General features: G+C 64.9%; 17 protein-coding genes. 12 read left to right on the top strand and 5 right to left on the bottom strand.

Annotated elements, in window-relative coordinates; all coding sequences use genetic code 11:
* Positions 1-79 precede the first annotated feature (79 nt).
* Positions 80-760 carry a helix-turn-helix domain-containing protein gene (locus NP511_RS18670; RefSeq protein WP_006650676.1) on the bottom strand — a complete coding sequence of 227 codons (681 nt, stop codon included), beginning with the start codon at positions 758-760 and terminating at the stop codon, positions 80-82.
* A gap of 296 nt (positions 761-1,056) precedes the next feature.
* A complete protein-coding gene (locus NP511_RS18665) occupies positions 1,057-2,355 on the bottom strand; it encodes an HAD family hydrolase (protein WP_049966647.1) in 1,299 nt (432 codons plus the stop codon).
* A 164-nt stretch (positions 2,356-2,519) separates the two neighbouring features.
* On the opposite strand from NP511_RS18665, the gene NP511_RS18660 reads away from it, so the two are divergent.
* A complete protein-coding gene (locus tag NP511_RS18660) occupies positions 2,520-3,644 on the top strand; it encodes a glucose 1-dehydrogenase (protein ID WP_006650674.1) in 1,125 nt (374 codons plus the stop codon).
* Positions 3,641-4,294, top strand: a complete 654-nt coding sequence (gene gfcR, locus NP511_RS18655; RefSeq protein ID WP_049966646.1) for a transcriptional regulator GfcR — start codon at positions 3,641-3,643, stop codon at positions 4,292-4,294. Before NP511_RS18660 ends, gfcR begins: the two co-directional genes overlap by 4 nt.
* A 168-nt stretch (positions 4,295-4,462) precedes the next feature.
* Here the strand turns inward: gfcR and NP511_RS18650 are convergent, their stop codons facing one another.
* Entirely contained in the window at positions 4,463-5,425 is a 963-nt protein-coding gene (locus NP511_RS18650; protein ID WP_308986947.1) for a transcription initiation factor IIB, read from the bottom strand.
* 162 nt (positions 5,426-5,587) lie between these two features.
* Between NP511_RS18650 and rnhA the strand changes: the two genes are divergently transcribed.
* Both rnhA and NP511_RS18640 read left to right on the top strand, forming a co-directional pair.
* Positions 5,588-6,181 carry a ribonuclease HI gene (gene rnhA, locus NP511_RS18645; protein WP_006650672.1) on the top strand — a complete coding sequence of 198 codons (594 nt, stop codon included), beginning with the start codon at positions 5,588-5,590 and terminating at the stop codon, positions 6,179-6,181.
* Positions 6,182-6,545: 364 nt separating this feature from the next.
* Positions 6,546-7,190, top strand: a complete 645-nt coding sequence (locus NP511_RS18640; RefSeq protein ID WP_049966645.1) for a DUF7108 family protein — start codon at positions 6,546-6,548, stop codon at positions 7,188-7,190.
* Here NP511_RS18640 and NP511_RS18635 read toward each other — a convergent pair.
* The gene (locus NP511_RS18635) at positions 7,184-7,543 is read right to left on the bottom strand and encodes a PadR family transcriptional regulator (RefSeq protein ID WP_006650670.1); all 360 of its coding nucleotides are present in this window, start codon (positions 7,541-7,543) and stop codon (positions 7,184-7,186) included. The genes NP511_RS18640 and NP511_RS18635 overlap by 7 nt on opposite strands.
* Before the next feature lie 204 nt (positions 7,544-7,747).
* On the opposite strand from NP511_RS18635, the gene NP511_RS18630 reads away from it, so the two are divergent.
* The 8 genes from NP511_RS18630 (at position 7,748) to NP511_RS18595 (ending at position 14,790) form a co-directional block, all read left to right on the top strand.
* Positions 7,748-8,278 (top strand): inorganic diphosphatase, encoded by a 531-nt coding sequence (locus NP511_RS18630; RefSeq protein ID WP_006182111.1) that lies wholly within the window; start codon positions 7,748-7,750, stop codon positions 8,276-8,278.
* A gap of 140 nt (positions 8,279-8,418) precedes the next feature.
* The gene (locus NP511_RS18625) at positions 8,419-8,553 is read left to right on the top strand and encodes a hypothetical protein (protein WP_006650668.1); all 135 of its coding nucleotides are present in this window, start codon (positions 8,419-8,421) and stop codon (positions 8,551-8,553) included.
* A 145-nt stretch (positions 8,554-8,698) separates the two neighbouring features.
* Entirely contained in the window at positions 8,699-10,042 is a 1,344-nt protein-coding gene (locus NP511_RS18620) for an alkaline phosphatase family protein (protein WP_049966644.1), read from the top strand.
* Positions 10,043-10,104: 62 nt separating this feature from the next.
* Positions 10,105-10,479 (top strand): hypothetical protein, encoded by a 375-nt coding sequence (locus NP511_RS18615; RefSeq protein WP_049966643.1) that lies wholly within the window; start codon positions 10,105-10,107, stop codon positions 10,477-10,479.
* Positions 10,480-10,539: 60 nt separating this feature from the next.
* Positions 10,540-10,953, top strand: a complete 414-nt coding sequence (locus tag NP511_RS18610; RefSeq protein WP_049966642.1) for a DUF371 domain-containing protein — start codon at positions 10,540-10,542, stop codon at positions 10,951-10,953.
* A 75-nt stretch (positions 10,954-11,028) separates the two neighbouring features.
* Positions 11,029-11,952 (top strand): endonuclease III domain-containing protein, encoded by a 924-nt coding sequence (locus NP511_RS18605; protein WP_049966641.1) that lies wholly within the window; start codon positions 11,029-11,031, stop codon positions 11,950-11,952.
* 99 nt (positions 11,953-12,051) lie between these two features.
* On the top strand, positions 12,052-12,786 hold the full coding sequence (bluB, locus tag NP511_RS18600; RefSeq protein WP_006650663.1) for a 5,6-dimethylbenzimidazole synthase: 735 nt from the start codon (positions 12,052-12,054) through the stop codon (positions 12,784-12,786).
* Between the two features lie 306 nt (positions 12,787-13,092).
* A complete protein-coding gene (locus tag NP511_RS18595) occupies positions 13,093-14,790 on the top strand; it encodes a sensor histidine kinase (RefSeq protein ID WP_049966640.1) in 1,698 nt (565 codons plus the stop codon).
* A gap of 118 nt (positions 14,791-14,908) precedes the next feature.
* On the opposite strand, the gene NP511_RS18590 is transcribed toward NP511_RS18595, so the two are convergent.
* On the bottom strand, positions 14,909-16,843 hold the full coding sequence (locus tag NP511_RS18590; protein WP_049966639.1) for a beta-CASP ribonuclease aCPSF1: 1,935 nt from the start codon (positions 16,841-16,843) through the stop codon (positions 14,909-14,911).
* Positions 16,844-16,863: the final 20 nt, after the last annotated feature.

The raw sequence follows: 16,863 nt of genomic DNA, 5'->3' as shown, positions 1-16,863 counted from the left end.
GGCACGGGCAAAAAAGGCGCGCCGTCCGCTGCGCTCGGTGGTCAACAGCGGTGGCGCGTCGCTTACGGCGCGACGCGATTCAGTCCGGCGTCGCCACCTCGCCGGCGGGCTCGTCGAGCTGTTCCCCCGCGAGGACGCGGTTCGCCCGACGGAGCCGTTCGGACAGCGCCTGATGGGAGATATCGAGTTCGTTCGCCAACTCCTCGAGCGAGATCTCGCGGGGGACGTCGTAGTAGCCCTGCCGGTAGGCCTCGGCGATGGCCTCCTGCTGGGGTTCGGTCAGGGCCGCCGTCGTCTCGAGGTCCTCGTCCGTGCCGGCCTCGACCATGCGCCTGACGTCGATTCGGACGCCCTGTGCCTCGATCCCGGAGACGGCGTCGGACAGTTCCTCGCGGTGGGGAAAGAGCAATCGGAGGGTCCACTGCCCGTCCGCGACGCGGGCGTCAAGAACCGTCCCGCCGTGTTCGTACACACAGCAACAGACCGACCCGACCGCTTCCGTGTACGTGACGCGGTAGAACAGGTCGCCGTCCGCGGTGTTCTCGAGGAGTTGGCGGTAGTCGTCGACCGTCGAGTCGGCCTCGAGCGCCGCCTCGAGGGTCTCGCGGTCGACCTCGGAAAACCAGACCAGCGGGACGGTCCGGGTCGGCCCCTCCGCGACGACGCTCTCGACGCGGACCTCGAGGGCCGGTAGTTCCTGAAACGTCTCTGCGAGTGCGAACTCGTCCGTCGAAAGCGAGAGTTCTGCGATCGTCGTCATTGGACGGTCACCTCGGAACGTGCGGTCGAACCCGTTCGGCGACCGCTGTCGCCGTCAGGGGAGCAGTGTGACTCGAGTGGTCTCATTCGTATCCAGCCGATCCGCAGCGGCGTGGGACGCGGCGTCGAACGGCTCCGACAGCCGCTGACGACCACGCTCGACCGGATCGTGCTGGGAGAACGGAGGACTCCAGGACGCTTGATGAGCGGCCCTTCCGATTCCGGCCGTTTAAGTCGGCACGTCACCGGTTGAGACGGTCAAAACCACGTGGCGGAACGGCGATCGCGACTGTTCGCTCAGCCCAGTCGGGCCAGCCGATTGAGCGCGTACACCGTCCGAAGGACGTCGACGCTTTTCCCCCGATCGAAGACGAGTTCGTCCGTCTCGAGGACGTGTTCCAAGGTATCCCGCGAGGCGTGTTCGGGGGCGGCCGCGATGCCGGCGTCGGTGTCGGCGACCCACTGCATCACCCGTAGATCGCTCTTTGAGTCGCCCATCACCAAGGCGAACGGGTCGTCGACGCCAAGCACCTCCAGCGCGCGCTCGACGCCGATCACCTTGTTCAACTCGAGACTGCCGATCTCGGCCGCGTCGGCCTCGTAGTAGGCGACGTCGATGCGCTCCAAGACCGCCGCGAGGGAGTCGGGCACATCGTCAGCGTTGAGGTCGGGATAAGCCCCCTCGCTCTCGAGGACGCTCCTGATCTCGGGGTCCTGCGCTGCGTAGAACGCGCGGGTCCAGGCGGCGACGGTCTGCCCGTCCAGCGTCAGCCCGTCGCTTTCTCCCGCTGCATCGATGCCGGCGTCGGTCGCCGCCCCCTCGAGGGTCCGTCCGACGGCGTCGGCGAGCAGGTCGATGAGATAGACCAGCGCCTCATCGATGGTGTCGCGGGCATCCGCCGAGCCGGTCTCGTAGTTGGGCTTCATCGTGACGTTGAACTCGTTGCCCTGCAGGTGACAGCCCCGGCGGAGTTCCTCCGGGGCTTCCGGCAGGACCCGTGACCGTACGTCATCGAAGACCGAGCGGATGGTCTCGTCTAGGTCCTCGTAGAGCAACTGTTTCGTCGCCGCGCCGTGGCCCGGCGTGAATACACCGGTCCCGGCCTCGTAGACGATCGAGAGGTTCCCCGAATGGACGATCTCGCTGCCCAGCCCCTGGATCGCGAAGCCCTTGACGTTCTCCAAGGTCTGGCCCGTACAGATGACGATCGGGACACCGGCGTCGTGAAACTCCGTCAGGAGGTGCAGCGTCTCCCGGGGGATCTCGTTGTCCGTGCCGCCGGCCGACCGCAGCGTCTCGTCGACGTCCAACACGAGGACGTTGACCGCCCGGCCGTACTTCGTCTCGAGGTCCAAGGCAGTAAAGGCCTGATCGCGGGTCGCCCGCGCGGCGATCTCGGCGAAGGTCTCCCCGGCCGCGAAGTCCGACCGGATCTCGTCTTTCCGGGCCTCGAGTTCCTCGGTCGCCTCCTGCCAGTGTTCCAACGCGACTCGGGAGTCGACGGCGGGGAAGACGTCGACGAACTCCTGGTACTCGCGGAGGGTCTTCGTGTCGTACTCGTCGTAGAGTCGGTAGACGAGATCGTACCGTTCCATGTGGTTTACAGGCATGGGCAGGCGGATAACCGTTTCCGGAATCGGTCGGTGCGAGACACGGTTCGGACTCGTTCGTGTGAGCGTGAGCGTTCGATCATCCGATAGTACAGTAGTTTACTCGGATAGAAATAAATATTTATCCTCGCAGCCCCTATCGAGTTCACATGAAAGCCATCGCAGTTCAGCCCGGAGCGGGCGGCCCCGACGTCGTTTCCCGACCCGTTCCCGAACCGGCTCCTGGCGAGGCCCTCGTCCGAATCCATCGTGTGGGCGTCGATGGCACCGACTACGAGGTCATCGAGGGAACGCACGGCGGCGTCCCCGACGGTGACGATCGGCTCGTCCTCGGTCACGAGGCCGTCGGCGTCGTCGAGGACCCGAACGGCACCGGACTCGAGGCGGGCCAGTACGTCGTACCGACGGTCCGCCGGCCCCCGCCGGGCGTCGAGACCAACGACTACTTCGAGCGCGGCGACCCGGACATGGCCCCCGAGGGGGAGTACGTCGAACGCGGCATCGTCGGGGCCCACGGGTTCATGGCCGAGTACGTCACGAGCCCGGCAGCGTATCTCGTCCCGATCCCCGACGAACTCGCGCCGTGGGGCTTTCTCGTCGAGCCGATCAGTATCACCGAGAAGGCGATCGAACACGCCCGCGCGTCCCGGTCGGCGTTCGACTGGCGGCCCGAGTCGGCGCTCGTGTTGGGGACCGGCGCGCTGGGGCTGTTGACCGCCGCAATGTTCACCGAGACGCTCGGCTACGAGCGGGTCTACTGTCTCGGGCGCAAGGATCGCCCGCACCCGACGATCGATATCGTCGAGCGACTCGGCGCGACCTACGTCGACTCCCGCGAGACGCCGGTTGACGAGGTCGCCGCCGCCTACGAGCCGATGGACGTCGTCTACGAGGCGACCGGCCACGCCACACACGCCTTCGAGTCGATCGACGCGCTGGCACCCAACGGCGTCGCCGCCCTGCTCGGCGTTCCCACCGACTGGACGTTCGAGATCGACGGCGGCCGTCTCCATCGCGACCTCGTCCTCTCGAACAAGGCCCTCGTCGGCAGCGTCAACTCCAACCGCCGCCACTTCGAGGCCGCCATCGATACCCTCGCGGCGCTGCCCGACTGGCTCCTCGAGTCGATCGTGACCGGGATCTACGGGCTCGACGAGATCGAGCGAGCGTTCCCATCGGCGACGGCCCCCGCCGCGACGACCGACGGCGGTTCGGGTGTGGGCCCCGATGACGATACGACTATAAAAACGGCGGTCGAATTTATGCCCATATGAAAAACGTCGACGACCTGATCGAGAGCGCGGCCGAACTCGCGGCTCGTGGCCTCTCGAAGGGCGAGATCGCCGACGAGTTGAACGTCTCGCGGGAGACCGCGAGCTGGCTCGTCGAGCGCAGCGGGACGACGCCCCAGCCGGCCGACCAGCAGACGGCTCAGCCCGACAACGGGGCGAGCGGGCCACAGGACATCCACGTCGACTGGTCGGCGATCGGCCGGGACAGCAAACGCATGAGCGCCATCGCTTCTGCGATGGCCGACATGCTCGCCAAACACGGCGAGGACGTCGATCTCACGATCGGCATCGAGAAAGCCGGCGGCCCCATCGCGACGCTGGTCGCCCGGGAACTCGAGACCGATCTCGGGACCTACACCCCCGCGAAACACCAGTGGGAGGAAGGCGACATCGACGATCTCGGCGGGACCTTCTCCCGGAACTTCGCCGGGATCCGCGACCGCGAGTGTTACGTCGTCGACGACACCATCACCAGCGGGACCACCATGCGCGAGACCATCGAAGCGATCCGCGCCGAGGGCGGCACACCCCTCGCCTGTATCGTCCTCGCGGACAAACAGGGCCTCGAGGAACTCGCGGGCGTCCCCGTCTACTCGTTGTTGCAGGTCATCAGCGTCGGCAAGGACGACTAGGCGACCGCCGGCCGCTGCCGTACGACTCGTTCGATCTGCCCGATACGTACTCGAGCGACGGCTCGGTCCGGCGGGCCGATGCCCGCGCTCCGTGCGTCTCGTGACCCCGGGCTGACCGGTTACTGTCGAGCGAGTGACCCAAAAAAGCGACTCGGAGACGGCGAACCCCTACCCGTGAATGCCCATCGCTTCGATCTGTTCCTGATACCGGTTGCGGATCGTCACTTCGGTCACCTGCGCGACGTCGGCGACCTCGCGCTGGGTCTTTTTCTCGTTACAGAGCAGCGAGGCGGCGTAGATCGCGGCCGCGGCGTACCCCGTTGGCGACTTGCCCGAGAGCAGTCCTTCCTCGGCCGTCTTCTCGATAATCTCGTTGGCCTTGGTCTGGACTTCCTCGGAGAGTTCGAGTTCAGAACAGAAGCGCGGGACGTATTTTTTCGGGTCGACGGGACGCATCTCGAGGCCGAGTTCCTGCGAGATGTATCGATACGTGCGACCGATCTCTTTGCGTTCGACGCGGGAGACTTCCGAAATTTCCTCGAGGCTTCGCGGGATGCCCTCCTTTCGACAGGCGGCATACAGCGCCGAGGTCGCGACGCCCTCGATCGAGCGTCCGCGAATGAGGTCTTCCTTGAGCGCGCGCCGGTAGATCACCGACGCGACCTCCCGAACCGACCGCGGGACGCCGAGCGCCGAGGCCATCCGGTCGATCTCGCTGAGCGCGAACTGCAGATTCCGCTCGCCGGCGTCTTTGGTGCGGATGCGTTCCTGCCACTTGCGCAGGCGGTGCATCTGACTGCGTTTCTTCGAGGAGATAGAGCGGCCGTAGGCGTCCTTGTCCTTCCAGTCGATGGTCGTCGTCAGTCCCTTGTCGTGCATCGTCTGGGTCGTCGGCGCACCGACGCGGGGCTTCTCCTGTCGTTCCTGGTGATTGAACGCCCGCCACTCCGGGCCAGGATCGATCTGTTCTTCCTCCACGACGAGCCCACAGTCTTCACAGATGAGCTCACCCCGGTCGGAGTCCTTAACGAGATTATCCGATTCACATTCGGGGCAGGCACGTACCCCCTCTTGTTCCTCGGTCTCGTCCGTCTCGCGCGTTCGCTCCCGCTGGCGGGTGGACCGTGTCATCGCACTTTTATAGTAGTATCACGACAGTATATAAACTTTTGGCCACTCGTTTCGGCCGACTACCCAAAACGCCCGAAAACAGGCAATACGGGTGTCGAGAGTCGAGGTTTACCATTCGGAATCGGAAACTCTTTATCCGGCTCTGCCCCACCTCGGGGACGAATGCCGGTCATCGAGTGCGACGTCGAGACGGCTCGCGAACGGCTCGAGGCAGCGGGGGTACCCGTCGAGTCGGGTAACACCGACCACGAACGCTGGCGGGCGAGCCGCGGCTCCGCGACCGCCGTCGCGTACGACGACAAGGTCGTGATTCAGGGGGCAGAGCCCCGTGAAATCGAGGCACTGCTCCGCGAGGGCGGGGGTCGTGCCCACGTCTACTTCGACGGCGGCTCGCGGGGCAACCCCGGTCCGGCCGCGATCGGCTGGGTGATCGTCACCGGCGACGGCATCGTCGCCGAGGACGGCGAGACCATCGGGACGGCCACCAACAATCAGGCCGAGTACGAGGCGCTGATCGCGGGACTGGAAGCCGCTCGCGACTACGGCTACGACGAGGTCCACGTCCGCGGCGACTCCGAACTCATCGTCAAACAGGTCCGCGGGGAGTACGACACCAACGACCCCGACCTCCGCGAGAACCGCGTCACCGTCCACGAGTTGCTCCGAGCGTTCGACGAGTGGACCCTCGAGTACGTCCCCCGCGAGGTCAACGACCGCGCGGACGGGCTGGTCAACGAGGCGCTGGATCGGGCCTGACTCCACACGATACATCGTATCGGCCCGACCGGGCGATCTACGGTGGCGCGCGCTGTCGATCCGTCCGAACGCCAGTGAGGGCGGATCGATGACATCGTGCGAGGGATGAGTGAGCGAGCCTCGCGAGCGTTAGCGCGGAACCTTCGGTTCCGCGAACCATGCGAACGGGCGCTGTGCGCCCGTGAGCAGAAATCGGCTGGGGAGGGCGTGGCCGTTCCCTGTTGCCACGATAGCAGAACGCTTCCCCCGAATTCTCGCCGCGGCAATTCCGTCGGGATCCGGTTCCACCGATCGACTATCGATCAGAACGAACCGTCGAAACGGATCGGCAAGCGGAAACCCGCCCGCGTCCATACACACCCCTATGACCGATCCGAACGCGATCGATGCCGACGGTGCGGCCGACGAGCGGGACGAAGACGCCACCGACGACGAACCCGACGGGGACCTCCCGCGCGGCGTCGTCGACGAAGTCGAGCGACTGACCCGCCTCGAGCGCACCGCGGTCGACGACAACGAGATCGAGGCCTACGAGCGGCGGCGCGAGGAACTGCTCGAGAACCACGACTTCACGTCGCGGATTCGCGACGACGACGGCGACGACGTCCTCGTCTGTCACCCCGAAGAGTGGCACGACGACGAAGCCGGCGTCATCAGGACCGACCGCATCGAAGACATCGATCGCGCCGTCGAGATCCCGCTCGAGGGCACCGAAGACCCCGACGACTGGGCGGCCGTCGACGACCGAAACCGGGATCTCGTCGCCGCGGTCAGGGAGGCCCACGGCGACGTTCACGGGGACAACGCGGCACTGCTGGCGGACTTCGCGGGTAATCACTACGCGAAACCGATCGCGTCACTGACCGCCGACGAACTCGCGGAGTTTCGGGAGGAGTACCTCGTCAGGAACGCCTGGCCGTCGGAAAAACAACGGGAAGTGATCGCGGAGTCGATCGAACTCGTCTTCGAGGCCACCGGTGAATCGGCCCCGACCGTCGGCTCTCAGTAGCTCTCGTCGACGATCTCGCGGATCTCGTCGGCGCGGTCGTCGCCCGTGACGACCTTCGAGAGGGTCCACTGGATGCCGTCGAGGACGGCGTCGTAGCCGTCGTCGGTCAGCGAGTACTGGTTCGTTCGCTTGTCGAGTTCGCTCTTTTCGACCAGCCCCAGATCGACCAGTTCGTCGAGGTTGGGGTAGAGTCGACCGTGGTTGACCTCCGTCCCGTAGTAGTCCTCGAGTTCGCGTTTGATCGCCAGGCCGTACATCGGCTCCTTGGCGAGGATCACGAGGATGTTATTCTGGAAGGCTGTGAGTTCGCGCGCAACACTCTGCTCGTCGGTGATTGATTGTGCCTCTGACATGGCTATGTAAATGTCACCAGACTATTTAAGACTTGTCAACCATTCCGTCGTTTCAGCGGGTTGGATGGGCCGTACGGCCGCGATGCGGCCGGACGCCGGTGAAACGGGCCCGTTCGTCGTCTGTTCCATAGCTGGCAACCGTCAACTGACTAGTGACACTCGATTACGAAAGTACTTTTTGATCGACCGTCGATCCTCCGGTACATGGTCAACCTCTGGGAAGACCTCGAGACCGGACCGAACCCGCCGGAAGAGATCTACGCCGTCGTGGAGTGTCTCAAGGGCGAGCGAAACAAGTACGAGTACGATAAGGACGTCCCGGGCGTCGTACTGGACCGCGTCCTCCACAGCAACGTCCACTACCCGAGCGACTACGGCTTCATCCCGCAGTCGTACTACGACGACGAGGACCCCTTCGACGTCCTCGTCCTCGTCGAGGACCAGACGTTCCCCGGCTGTGTCATCGAGGCCCGCCCGGTCGCCCTGATGAAGATGGACGACGACGGCGAACAGGACGACAAGGTCATCGCCGTCCCCTCGGAGGACCCGCGCTACGATCACATCGAGGATCTCGACGATATTCCGCAGCAGCAACTCGATGAGATCGACGAGTTCTTCGCGACCTACAAGAACTTAGAGGAGGGCAAGGAAGTCGAGACGCAGGGCTGGGAGGACAAGCAGGCCGCCTACGACGCGATCGAACACGCCCAGGACCTCTACGACGAGAACTTCTAAACGGGACCCGCCGCACTCGCGGCTCCGCCCGTTTTCTCTCGCTGCCGCGAACGGATACCCGAGAGTTATCCGTGGCCGACCGGCTGATTCGTTATGAGCATGGGTAATTTTATCCCCGTTCCCGCCGTAGTCGTTCCCGTATGGCAGCATCCGACTCCGCCCCGAGAACGTCATCGTCGGCCGACGACGCGGACGAGTCCGCCGCCGGTATGGCCCATCTCACGGTCGTCCCGGCCAACTTCGATCCCGACGACTCGAGCGCGACCGACGAGTAGGGACGACGGTCCATGACCCGTCGGTACGCTGCGTGTGCTACCGTCGTGTCCCCGCCCGACGGGCACCGCCGGTTCGTGCCTCGGCCGTTCGGAAAACAGTGTCTCGAAACGAACCTTCTTGTATGCGGTCGAACTACGTCCGTCCATGGGTCTGTTCGACCGATTACGGGGCGACGGTGACCCCCGGGTCGCGTTTATCGGGGTCGACGGCGTACCGTATAGTCTCCTCTCGGAGAACGAGGAACTGTTTCCCAACTTCGCTGCGATCGCCGCGGACGGAACCGCCGGCGAGATCTCGAGTATCGTCCCGCCGGAGTCAAGCGCCTGCTGGCCGTCGCTGACCACCGGGATGAACCCGGGCGAAACCGGCGTCTACGGCTTCCAGGATCGTGAAAACGGCACCTACGACACCTACGTTCCGATGGGACGTGACGTCCAGGCCGACCGCGTCTGGGACCGCGTCCAGGAGAACGGCCGTAAGGCCACCGTGATGAACGTCCCCGTTACCTTCCCGCCCCAGCGGGACGTCCAGCGGATGGTCTCGGGCTTTCTCTCGCCCGGCCTCGACAAGGCCGCCTACCCCGACGACGTCCGCGACTACCTCGAGACGCTCGATTACCGGATCGACGTCAACCCGAAACTCGGCCATCAGGACGACAAATTCGAGTTCATCGAGGACGCTCACGCGACCGTCGACGCCCAGTACGAGGCCTTCCAGCACTACATCGAGGAGGACGACTGGGACCTGTTCTTCGGCGTCTTCATGACGACCGACCGGGTCAACCACTTCCTGTTCAAAGACTACGAGCGCGACGGCGAGTACAAAGACGAGTTCATCGAATTCTACAAGAAAGTCGACGACTACATCGGCCGGCTCCGGGAGTCGCTGCCCGACGACGTCACGATGATCGTCGCCTCCGATCATGGCTTTACCAGTCTCGACTACGAGGTCCACTTCAACGAGTGGCTCCGGGAGGAGGGGTGGCTCTCCTTCGGGACGGACGACCCCGAGGAACTGGGCGACATCTCCGACGATACCAAGGCCTACTCGTTCATTCCGGGCCGGTTCTACATCAACCTCGAGGGCCGCGAGCCCCGCGGTGCCGTCCCCGAAGACGAGTACGACGCGGTCCGCGATCAACTCAAGGCCGACCTCGAGGCGCTCGAGGGCCCCGACGGGAACAAGGTAGTCGACCGCGTCGTCGAGAAAGAAGAGGCCTTCCGCGGCGACCACGACGACATCGCGCCGGACCTGGTCGCGATCCCGAACAACGGCTTCGACCTCAAATCCGGCTTCAAAGGCGAGGGCGAGGTCTTCGACACCGGCCCGCGCAACGGGATGCACAGTTTCGACGACACGTCGCTGTACATCGACTCGCCGGACGCGACGATCGAGGATGCCGACCTCTTCGATATCACGCCGACGATCCTCGACCTGCTGGACCTCGAGTACAGCCGCGGCGAGTTCGACGGCGCGAGCCTCGTCTGACCACGGCTCGTCGCATCGACGACCGACGAAAGACTATTTTCGCCGCGGAATGATCAGAACGTATGAGGGACGCTCTCCTCGTCGGGGGCTGCTTCGCCTTGGCGCTGCTGTGTGCCGCCGTCGCGAGCGCGATCACCGAGAGCCCGGCCCTGCTCGGAATCACGCCGATCGGGATCGCGATTTACTTGATCGTCGGCGTCGGCCTACCGCAGTCGCTGTTAGCCCGCCGGACCGGGTCCGATCTCCAACTCGGGCTGGCCGCGCTGGCCGTCGCCGGCGGGGCGGTCGCAGTGATCGCCGGGATCGCGATGGGCTCACCGAACGCCGAACTGAGCGGTGGCGTCGTCGCAATCTTGCTTTTCGTCGTTCTGGGCAACGCCATCGGGGCAGTCGTTCGACAGTTCCGCGACGGCTATCGGTCGTCGACCGATGAGTGAGACCACCGCTTCCCCGCCCCGATTCGATCCCGTTTTCCCGGCGGCGACGAACCGCCGTCCATGGAAGAGGTCATTCACGCTCGCGGCCACGAGAACGTCACCGCCGAACACGCCAGCACGTTCGAGGTGACGACCGACGACTACCTCACCCCCGCGGGCGACTGCATCCTCGCGATCGAGGCTGACCGCGCGCCGGCCGACTTCGATCCCGACTTCGTCGCGGCCTGTCGGGACGCCGACGCGACGATCACCGTCACGCTCGAGGCCGACGGCCATACGGAGTCCGTGACCGGACGGGGCGATCCTGCCCTCGAGTTTACGAACGAACGCAGCGCGGTCGGGCGAACGAGCGACTACGTCGACGACCGGACGATCGTCAACAGTGCCGAGTTCGCGGCCGAGGGGTTCGACCGCGACCTCGTGGCGGCGCTTTCCGACGGTGCCGAGGCGACGGTGACGATCACCGTCGAGTAGGCGGGTCCCGGGCCTCAACTGTCGGTCCGCCGACCGTCCGCCGCGGTTTTGGGGTCGAAGTCCAAACGGGACAGTATGACTGACGATTCGGAGCCAGCGGTCAACATCAGCGGCGGGACGGCCGGTGGCGGACGGACCGCCGAGTTCGATCCGGCGACGGCCGACACCCGCGCCGAGGAGGTCGTCGACCGGCTGGGCGAGCTGTTCTGGCGGAAGGAGTACGGTGGTCGTGACGCCTTCACCTGTCTCGTCCGGACGATCCTGAGTCAGAACACGAGCGACAAGGCCAGTCAGCCGGCCCACGACGCGCTGATCGACCGGTACGACGGTGGTGCGTCGCACCGCGACGCAAACAGTGCGAGCGATGCGAGGCACGAACGACGTGAGGGCCTCGATAATGCGAACGGCGAAGCCGTGAGCGGGCAACCGCGAGCCAAGGACATCGACCTCGCCGAATCGCTCGCGGCCGCCGAACAGTCGACGCTCGCCGAGACCATCAGCGGCGCGGGCCTGTACAACCAGAAGTCCGAGACCATCATCGACACCGCCGAGTGGGTCCTCGAGGAGTTCGGCTCCGCTGCGGCGTTCGACGCGTTCGTCAAGGACGAGCCGCCGGCCGAGGTCCGCGAGACGCTGCTCGGCGTCCGTGGCGTGGGGCCGAAGACCGCCGACTGCGTCCTGCTTTTCGCCGGCGGTCGAGGCGGCGTTTTCCCCGTCGATACCCACGTCCACCGGATCTATCGACGCATGGGGATCGCGCCGTCGGACGCCGACCACGAGGCCGTCCGCGAGGTTCTCGAGCGCGACGTTCCCGCAGCCAAGTGTGGCTTCGGACATACGGCGACGATCCAGTTCGGTCGCGAGTACTGCCGGGCGCGCACGCCGGCCTGCCTCGAGGACCCCGACGCCTGTCCCATGGCGGACCGCTGCGATCAGGTCGGCGTCTATCCGGAACCGGGCGAGGTCGTCGACCCGGCCGAGGCACCCGAGGCGGAGTGACGGACCCGACCACGGTACGGTCCCGACCCGTCTCGCTCGAGTCGATGACGTAACGGGCAGTCAGCGCCTTTATACAATCGAACTTTCATTCGTGAAACAATGGTTGCGTTCAGCGACGCGGAACGGGACGCAGTGTACAAGGCGATCTTCACACGGCGGGATATCCGGCGGTTCCGCGACGACCCGATTCCCGATGGCGTCCTCGAGCGACTCCTCGAGGCCGCCCATCACGCCCCGAGCGTCGGTTTTTCCCAGCCGTGGGACCTCGTCGTCGTCCGTGAGACGGAGACGAAAGCCGAAATCGCCGAGATCGCCGACCGCGCTATCGCGGCCGCCCGCGAGGGGTACGAGGAACCGCGGCGAAGCGAGTTCGCCGACCTGAAACTCGAGGGGATCCGCGAGTCGCCGGTCAACGTCTGCGTGACCTGTGATCCGACGCGGGGCGCGCCCCACGTGTTGGGGCGAAGTTCGATGCGGCGGACCGACGTATACTCGACCTGTCTCGCCGTGCAGAACCTCTGGCTGGCCGCCCGTGCGGAGGGGATCGGCGTCGGCTGGGTGAGCGTCCTCTACCCTCACGAGGTCCGGGAGGTTCTCGACATTCCGGCCCACGTCAAGCCGATCGCGTATCTCTGTCTGGGCTATCCCGAGGACGGGTTCCCCGACGAACCCGTGCTTCAACAGGAAGGCTGGCGCGAGCGACTCGACGTGGAGACGCTCGTCCACGAGGGCCAGTGGGATCCGGATCGGGCGACCAACGCTGCTCGCGAGCGTGGCACTGACAGCGATCGCGGCCACGAGCCGCGTTCTCGCTCCGAATCACAGCCACGGTAGCACCGTCCGGCAGTGGATGGCGGCCGGGAGTGCCCGCCGAGACGTCGACGGTGGACGCCAGTCGAGACCGGCTCCCCGCGAGCGACCGGTACAACTCCACGACTGCCACAACGTTAATGCAACTCGACGGTTGATACTCGGTGTCAAACGAAAAACGCCGTGTTTTACGTTTCCGCTCTCGGCCGGTACATCGCGAGGATGCCCGAGTCCGAACGGCCAGCGCTGTCAACCGGCCGACGGAAACGCGCGACAGCTGTCGCCCCCTCGAGGAGACGATACTGACCAATACAGGCCCTCTACCGAAATATGACGTACGAATACACGCCGATAGCGCTCCCGTATATCATCGCGGCGGTCGTCTGTACCGTCCTGTTGAGTACGATCTGGCAACGCCGCGACCGGCGGGGAGCCAAAGGGTTCCTGCTGGACATCGCTGGCGTGATCATCCTCTCCGTGACGGTGTCGTTGCAGTTGTTCGCGACGGCGGAGTCGACGAAACTCTTCTGGTGGAACTGGCGGTTCGTCGCGGGGTCGTTCATGGGGATCGGCTATCTGCTCATGGCGATCGAGTACACCAACAACGAGGAGTACATAACGTATCGAAACGGGGTGTTACTCGCCGTCGTTCCGGTCCTGATCCAGTTTGCGGCGTGGACGAACGACCGTCACGAGTGGGTGTACACCGCATCGGTCGATCCGGCGACTGGACTCCTCGTGCCCACGTTCGAACCGCTGTACTGGATCTACGCCGTGACCATGTTGGCGTATCTCGGGCTCGCAGTCTACCTGCTGATCCGGCTGCTCCGCTCGCTTCCGGGGTTCGAAAAGCAAGCGGGCGTCCTCATTGCGACGATCCTGTTCGTTACGGTCGGGCTGCTCGTCTGGTGGCTCGGGTACGTCCCCGTCGATACGCTCGCTCTGACGAGTACGGTGAAGGTCGTCGGCTTCTACGTCGCAGTGGATCGCTTGCAACTCCTCGATATCGTTCCCGTCGCGCGGACGAAAGTGATCGACAACATGCAGGACGCCGTCCTCGTCGTCAACGCGGCGAATCGGATCGTCGATGCGAACCCCTCGGCCAAACGACTCGCCGACACCGAGATCTCGATCGGTGACTCGCTCGCGGCGGCGTTTCCCTCGGCCCCGTTTGCCGAGTATACCGACACCGCCGACGCCCGAACGGAATGGGCGTTCGAAACCGACGGTGAGACGCGACACTTCGCCATCCAACTGTCGCCGCTCACGGACTCCCGAGGGAACCAGACCGGCCAGTTGATCGTCCTCCGAGACATCACACAACTGAAAAATCGGGAACGGGAACTGACCGTCCTCAATCGGATCGTTCGCCACGACATTCGAAACGAGATGAACGTTATCATCGGTCGTGGCGACCTCCTCGCCGATTACGTCGACCCCGACGGCGAGGAACACCTCGAGTTGATGCTCGAGAGCAGCGATCATGTCGTCGACCTCACGCAGGTCATCGGCGATCTCGTTGAAACGCTAACGACCGACGGCGATCTGGACCTCGAACCCGTTCACCTGCTGCCTGTCGTCTCGAATCAACTCGAGAAAGCGCGAACCAGCTACCCCGACGCGTCGTTCCGTCTCGATGACGAACCGCCGGCCGACGTGACGGTACGGGCCAACGAGATGTTGTCGTCCGTGTTCACGAACCTCCTCAACAACGCTGTGCTACACAACGACGCGGACGACCCACGCGTGGTGCTTTCGATCGCGGACCGGGACGAAACCGTCGCGATCCGCGTCGCGGACAACGGCCCCGGTGTTCCCGAGGAGCAACGCGACGAAATCTTCGGGCGCGGTCAGAAAGGCCTCGAGAGCGAGGGCACCGGAATCGGGCTCTATCTGGTCGATACCCTCGTCGAAGGCTACGGCGGCGACGTGTGGGTCGAAACTGCCGAGGAGGGTGGCGCGGCGTTCGTCGTGGAACTCCCGAAAGTCGAGGCGCGTCAGGAGCGTCCAGCGGCGCTTCAGGAGTGACCTGCGGCGTTCGCGTCACGGACTCGAGCGGGTACTGCCCCGGGAAAGGCAGCACAATCACGGAGCGAACACGCGCGGCCTCGAAAATCGCGACGTGATTTTCTGTTTTCGAAGCCGATCAGAGGAAGCGGAAGGTCTCCAAGTTCTTCGGCGCGAAGGTCCGCATATCGTACTCGTGGTAGAGTGCGGACGAGAGGTCCTGCGTGGAGCGTTCGTCGCCGTGGACACACAGCACCTTCTCGGGACGGGGGTTCATCGTCTTGACGAAGTTCTCGAGGCCGGCGCGGTCGGCGTGGCCGGAGAAGCCGTCGACGGTTTCGACGTTCATGTTCAGCGAGAGGGTGCCGCGGCCGCCGCCGTTGCCCATGGCACCGACCTCGCTGGTGGGGATCTCGTCCCAGCCGTTCTGGATGCGACGACCAAGCGTCCCCTGAGCCTGGTAGCCGACGAAGACGAGCGAGGAATCCGGATCGGGGCCGATGTGGGAGAGCCAGGACATGATCGGGCCGCCGGTGACCATCCCCGAGGTCGAGAGGATGATACAGGACTCGCCGTCGGCGACGTCCTGCCGTTCTTCCTCGCCGCCGTCGATGTGGTTGAACTCGTCGGCGAGGAACGGGTTCTCGTCCTCGTGGAAGATCCGGTCGCGCAGGTCGTCCCGGAGGTACTCGGGGTAGGTCGTGTGGATCGCAGTCGCCTCCCAGATCATCCCGTCGAGATGGACCGGCATCGACGGAATATCGCCGTTGCGCATCGCCTCCTCTAAGACGAGCATGATCTCCTGTGATCGCCCCACGGCGAAGGCGGGGATGACGACCTTGCCGTCCCGCTCGTAGGTCTCGTTGATGACTTCCTTGAGGTTGCGCTCGGAGTCTTCCTGATCGGTCTGGTAGTCGTTGCGGCCGCCGTAGGTCGACTCGAGGACGAGCGTCTCGACGCGCGGGAAGTCGTTGACCGCGCCGTTGAACAGGCGGGTGTCGTCGTAGTGGATGTCGCCGGAGAAGGCGACGTTGTAGAGGCCGTCACCGATGTGGAAGTGCGAGACGGCCGAGCCGAGAATGTGACCCGCATTGTGGAACGTGAGCTTGACGTCGGGCGCGATGTCGGTGACGTCGCCGTACTCGAGCGGGATGCAGTGTTTGATCGCCTCGCGGACCTGCTCGCTCTCGTAGGGCGGGCTGCGGCCCTCCTTGGCCGCGACGTCGAGGTAGTCGAGCGTCAGCAGCCCCATCATGTCCCGGGTGGGCTCGGTGCAGTAGATCGGGCCGTCGTAGCCGTACTTGAACAGGAGCGGGATCAGTGCGGAGTGGTCGAGGTGGGCGTGGGTCAGCACGACCGCGTCGATGGTCTGTGGGCCCGCGCCGAGCGCCTCGGGCGCGTGGAGGTACGGCACTTCGCCTTCCGCGCCGGGCTTGTCCCCGCAGTCGATGAGGATCCGCGTCTCGGGCGTCGAGAGGATGAAGGAGGCGCGACCGACCTCGCGACAGCAGCCCAGCGTGGTGATGCGGACGTACTCGTCGTCGGACATCTCCTCGCGGTGGATCTGTCGGCCGACCTTCTCCAGGATGTCCCGGCGCTCGTCGCGTTCCTGCTTGAGGAAGCTCCGAACGTTCGAGACGGTCGAGGACTCGATCGGCGGCGTGCGGACGACTTCGGGCGTCCAGCCGACGTTTTTCGTGATTTCCCGGAGCGTCGACCCGTGACGGCCGATGACCATGCCGGGCTTTTCGGCCTCGATGACGACCTCGCCGGTGTCGGCGTGGAAGTCGAGATCCGTGACTCCGGCGTCGTCGGGGATCACGTTCATGATCTCCTCGCGGGCCTGTTCTGGCCGCGAGAGGACGCTCGGATCGGGACGAACGGTGATCCGTTTGCGAAGCTTGCTCGCCAGTTGCCGAATGAGGTCGCCCTGCTGGGCGAACTTCTTCGGGTCGCGCGTGTAGACCACCAGTTCTGGGCCTTCGTATTTCACTGAGGAGACCGAGATATCGCTCGGTAACTCGCTCGTGATCTGTGCTTTGAGATCGTCGAGTTGCTGCTCTACAGTACTCATAGGTCGCCGAATGTGGATTG

It is taken from the genome of Natrinema thermotolerans (genome assembly GCF_031165565.1).
Taxonomy (GTDB): Archaea; Halobacteriota; Halobacteria; order Halobacteriales; family Natrialbaceae; genus Natrinema; species Natrinema thermotolerans.
The sequence above is the reverse complement of the archived record's forward strand: the minus strand, read 5'-3'. Positions and strand labels throughout refer to the sequence as shown.

What these genes read in the sequence shown, in the direction of transcription:
- NP511_RS18650 (WP_308986947.1), bottom strand. Translation starts at nt 5,425, where the DNA reads ATGACACGGTCCACCCGCCAGCGGGAGCGAACGCGCGAGACGGACGAG.
- NP511_RS18625 (WP_006650668.1), top strand. Translation starts at nt 8,419, where the DNA reads ATGGCAGCATCCGACTCCGCCCCGAGAACGTCATCGTCGGCCGACGAC.
- NP511_RS18610 (WP_049966642.1), top strand. Translation starts at nt 10,540, where the DNA reads ATGGAAGAGGTCATTCACGCTCGCGGCCACGAGAACGTCACCGCCGAA.
- NP511_RS18635 (WP_006650670.1), bottom strand. Translation starts at nt 7,543, where the DNA reads ATGTCAGAGGCACAATCAATCACCGACGAGCAGAGTGTTGCGCGCGAA.
- bluB (WP_006650663.1), top strand. Translation starts at nt 12,052, where the DNA reads ATGGTTGCGTTCAGCGACGCGGAACGGGACGCAGTGTACAAGGCGATC.
- NP511_RS18640 (WP_049966645.1), top strand. Translation starts at nt 6,546, where the DNA reads ATGACCGATCCGAACGCGATCGATGCCGACGGTGCGGCCGACGAGCGG.
- gfcR (WP_049966646.1), top strand. Translation starts at nt 3,641, where the DNA reads ATGAAAAACGTCGACGACCTGATCGAGAGCGCGGCCGAACTCGCGGCT.
- NP511_RS18670 (WP_006650676.1), bottom strand. Translation starts at nt 760, where the DNA reads ATGACGACGATCGCAGAACTCTCGCTTTCGACGGACGAGTTCGCACTC.
- NP511_RS18590 (WP_049966639.1), bottom strand. Translation starts at nt 16,843, where the DNA reads ATGAGTACTGTAGAGCAGCAACTCGACGATCTCAAAGCACAGATCACG.
- NP511_RS18630 (WP_006182111.1), top strand. Translation starts at nt 7,748, where the DNA reads ATGGTCAACCTCTGGGAAGACCTCGAGACCGGACCGAACCCGCCGGAA.
- rnhA (WP_006650672.1), top strand. Translation starts at nt 5,588, where the DNA reads ATGCCGGTCATCGAGTGCGACGTCGAGACGGCTCGCGAACGGCTCGAG.
- NP511_RS18605 (WP_049966641.1), top strand. Translation starts at nt 11,029, where the DNA reads ATGACTGACGATTCGGAGCCAGCGGTCAACATCAGCGGCGGGACGGCC.
- NP511_RS18615 (WP_049966643.1), top strand. Translation starts at nt 10,105, where the DNA reads ATGAGGGACGCTCTCCTCGTCGGGGGCTGCTTCGCCTTGGCGCTGCTG.
- NP511_RS18660 (WP_006650674.1), top strand. Translation starts at nt 2,520, where the DNA reads ATGAAAGCCATCGCAGTTCAGCCCGGAGCGGGCGGCCCCGACGTCGTT.
- NP511_RS18665 (WP_049966647.1), bottom strand. Translation starts at nt 2,355, where the DNA reads ATGGAACGGTACGATCTCGTCTACCGACTCTACGACGAGTACGACACG.
- NP511_RS18620 (WP_049966644.1), top strand. Translation starts at nt 8,699, where the DNA reads ATGGGTCTGTTCGACCGATTACGGGGCGACGGTGACCCCCGGGTCGCG.
- NP511_RS18595 (WP_049966640.1), top strand. Translation starts at nt 13,093, where the DNA reads ATGACGTACGAATACACGCCGATAGCGCTCCCGTATATCATCGCGGCG.